This window comes from Mycobacterium sp., assembly GCF_019243155.1.
Classification (GTDB): domain Bacteria; phylum Actinomycetota; class Actinomycetes; order Mycobacteriales; family Mycobacteriaceae; genus Mycobacterium.
Genome location: NZ_JAFAUS010000519.1, coordinates 1 through 3,254 on the forward strand (window position 1 = coordinate 1; position 3,254 = coordinate 3,254).

General features: G+C 70.7%; 5 protein-coding genes. All 5 read right to left on the reverse strand.

Annotation, left to right across the window (positions count from 1 at the left end):
• Positions 1 to 441 (reverse strand): chorismate synthase (locus tag JOZ00_RS26205; RefSeq protein ID WP_293350329.1); only part of this gene is annotated, 441 nt, incomplete at its 3' end.
• A 93-nt stretch (positions 442 to 534) separates the two neighbouring features.
• Positions 535 to 1,689, reverse strand: coding sequence for an acyl-CoA dehydrogenase (locus JOZ00_RS26210; protein ID WP_293350317.1), 1,155 nt, complete (start codon positions 1,687 to 1,689; stop codon positions 535 to 537).
• Between the two features lie 56 nt (positions 1,690 to 1,745).
• Positions 1,746 to 2,177 (reverse strand): A24 family peptidase, encoded by a 432-nt coding sequence (locus tag JOZ00_RS26215; RefSeq protein WP_293350320.1) that lies wholly within the window; start codon positions 2,175 to 2,177, stop codon positions 1,746 to 1,748.
• Between the two features lie 11 nt (positions 2,178 to 2,188).
• The gene (locus tag JOZ00_RS26220; protein WP_293350323.1) at positions 2,189 to 3,016 is read right to left on the reverse strand and encodes a shikimate dehydrogenase; all 828 of its coding nucleotides are present in this window, start codon (positions 3,014 to 3,016) and stop codon (positions 2,189 to 2,191) included.
• A partial coding sequence (locus tag JOZ00_RS26225) for an endolytic transglycosylase MltG (RefSeq protein WP_293350326.1) occupies positions 2,994 to 3,254 on the reverse strand: 261 nt, incomplete at its 5' end. The genes JOZ00_RS26220 and JOZ00_RS26225, both read right to left, overlap by 23 nt.

Consider the following 3,254-nt stretch of genomic DNA (forward strand, 5'->3'; position numbering starts at 1 on the left):
GGCCGCGACGCGGGCGGCGGTCTCACGGGCGCTGGCGCGCTCCAGCACCGGCCGGGCGTCGTCGAAACCGTATTTGAGCATGCCCGCGTAGTCGGCGTGGCCGGGCCGCGGCCGGGTCAGCGGCGCGTTGCGCGCGATGTCCGCCAGCTCCGCCGGGTCGACCGGGTCGGCGGCCATCACGGTTTCCCACTTCGGCCATTCGGTGTTGCCGATCTCGATGGCGATGGGGCCACCCAAGGTGACGCCGTGCCGCACCCCGGAAAGCATGGTCACCGCGTCGCGCTCGAAGGCCATCCGCGCGCCGCGACCGTAACCAAGCCGGCGGCGGGCCAATTGGTCGCCGATGTCGGTAGATGTGACCTCCACGCCGGCGACCATGCCCTCGAGCACGGCGACCAGCGCGCGGCCATGCGACTCCCCAGCGGTAATCCAGCGCAACACGAGTCCCATTCTCCCATGTCGGGCGGCCTGGCTTCGCCACGGTGGGATGACTGCCCCGGCCGGTGCAGATGTGACTGCTGTGGACTGCTGTGGTCAGAAGAAGCTGGTTTCGGGCAGCGCCGCGCCGTTGACGGCGATATCGCCCAGCACCCGCGCCTTGTAGACGGTCGGATTGTGCGAGAACAGCGTCCGCAGGTTGCGCCAGTGCCGGTCAAGGCGCGCCGACTCCTGGATCGCGGAGGCACCGCCGACGTCGAAGACGCGTGACGCCGCCCGCAACGCCGGTTCCTGGATCGCTACCTTGACGCGCGCCGCGGCGATCGATGCCCGATTCTCCAACTCGGGATTGATGCCACCTGAGCGCGCGGCGTCCAGCGCGGGCGCGAGGTCGGCCGCAGCGCTGCGCACCAGGGCTTGCGCGGTGTAGGCCACCGCGTCGATCTCGCCGACGATCTGCAGTAACTGCGGGTCGGCGGTCGGCGTGTCGACGGCGGCGAAGGTGTAGGTCCGGCGGCGCCCGCGCACCAGCGCGGCGGCGTCCTCCGCCAGGGTCCGCAGGATGCCGGCGGCGATCGCGTGCAGATACAGCTGCATCAGCGCACCCCGGGCGCGATCCAGCCCGATGTTGGCGCCCAACGGAAAGACTTCGTCGGACGCGACCGCGACATCATTGAAAACTGTTGTGCCACTGCCGGTTAGGCGCTGGCCGATGCCGTCCCAGTCGTCGAGGTGCTCGACGCCGACTCGGTCCACCGGGATCACGACCGCGGTCGGGGTGCCGTCGTCGTCTTGCGCGGTGATCCGCAGGTAGTCGGAGAACTGCGCGCCGGTGCTGTAGAACTTTCTGCCGCGCAGCCGCAAGCCGGCGGCGGTGCAGACCAGTCGGGTGTCACGGTTGTTGCCTCCCACCGACTTCTGGCTTTTTTCGGCGTTGGCGCCCCCGATCAGCCCGCCCGCGGCCACCACCGCGATCCACCGCTCGCTGCCCGGCTGCTGCGGCTTGACTTGCAGCTCCTCGACCAGCGAGTAATGAATCCGCAGGACGTGCGCCAGGTCGGGATCGGCCGCCGCGAGCGCGATGAGGTGGTCGAAGAATTCGGGCACCGAATAGCCCAGGCCACCGAGTTCAGCCGCCAATCGCGCGGCGCCCAGCCGGTGGTCACGGACGAGTTTGAGGCCGCGCAGCGGAGGCTCGGTTCCGCCCTCGGCCAAGCGCGCGCGGTAATCCGCGGCGATTTCGGTAAGCACGACCGAAAGGTAAGCGGGCGCAGGCACACTGGCAACGATTTCCTACGTCACAATTTTTAAGCGAGCCATTGCCACCGCTGCGCCAGCCCCACACCCGCCGCGCAGGCCACACACATCGACGGGCCGTGCGGTACGGAGCCCCCGCGCACTGCCGCGGCCACCGCGACGGTCAGCAGCGGTGCGGCCAGCGCCGCCAGGAACCACGCATGCACCCCGAAGCAACCCGCCAGTGCGCCCAGCCCGATCGCCAGCTTGACGTCGCCGGCACCCATGCCTGCCGGGGCGACCAGGTGCACCAGCAGATACAGCCCTGCCAGAGCCGCCGCCCCCGCCAGGGCCGCCGGTCCGCGACCGGCGAATCCGGCGGTCAGCAGGATCACGACGGCCCCGAGCAGCGTCAGCGCGTTGGGCAGCCGGCGTTCCCGAATGTCGTAGCAGCTCAACGCCGCCAGCCAGACCGTCACCAGCGCGAGAGCCGCAATACGCATACCGCGGCAGGCTATTCCAACGCGTCCAGCGCGCAAGTCATCGCCGCGCGCGGCGCGGGCAGCCCGGTGAACTGCTCCACCTGCGCGAAAGCCTGATGCAACAGCATCTGCAGGCCGCTGACCACCCGGCCGCCGGCGGCGGCCACCGCGGCCGCCAGCGGCGTCGGCCAGGGGTCGTAGACCGCGTCCAGCAGCACCGGGACCGCGGCGAACGTGCCGGCGTAGCCCGCCGCCACGTCCGCCGGAATGGTGCTGACCAGCACCTCCGCTGCGGCCACCGCGTCGGGCAGCTCGCCGCTGTCCAGGGAGCAGAACCGCGTCGGCACGCCCACTCGCGTCCCGAGGTCCACCAGCCGGGCCGCCTTGTCCGGGTTGCGCGCCACCACGGTGATGCCAGGGACGCCGAGTTGGGCCAGCCCCACCACCGCCGCGGGCGCGGTGCCGCCCGATCCACAGACCAGAGCTTGTCCAGAGGCGGACCCGATGGCGCCGGCCACGCCGTCGATGTCGGTGTTGTCGGCGCGCCAGCCCGTCGGCGTGCGCACCAGGGTGTTGGCCGATCCGACCCGCTCGGCCCGTTCGGTGCGCTCGTCGGCGAACCGCAAGGCGGCGAACTTGCCCGGCATCGTCACCGACACCCCGACCCATTCGGGCCCGAATCCGCCGACCACACCCGGCAACTCGTCGGCCCCGCACTCGATGCGCTCATAGGTCCAGCCGTCCAGGCCGAGCGCGCGATATGCGGCCAGATGCAGTTGCGGCGATTTCGAGTGGGCGATTGGCTTGCCGAGGACCCCGGCCCGTCTAGCGGGCCCCCTAACGTGCGGAGTCGAGGACACCGTTGCGCTTAGCCAGCTCGATGTTGGCCAGATGCTGCTTGTAGTCCCGGGTGAACAGCGTGGTTCCCTGGGCGTCGATGGTGACGAAGTACAACCAGTCACCGGGCTCGGGATGTTCGGCGGCGCGCAGCGCGTCGACCCCGGGCGAACAGATCGCCGTGGCCGGCAATCCCTGCGACACGTAGGTGTTCCACGGCGTCTTCTGGGCCCGGTCGGCGTCGGTGGTGGCCACCTCGCG

Bases quoted from the DNA above. Each gene is read 5' to 3' on its own strand.
- JOZ00_RS26215 (WP_293350320.1), bottom strand. From the start codon at position 2,177: ATGCGTATTGCGGCTCTCGCGCTGGTGACGGTCTGGCTGGCGGCGTTG.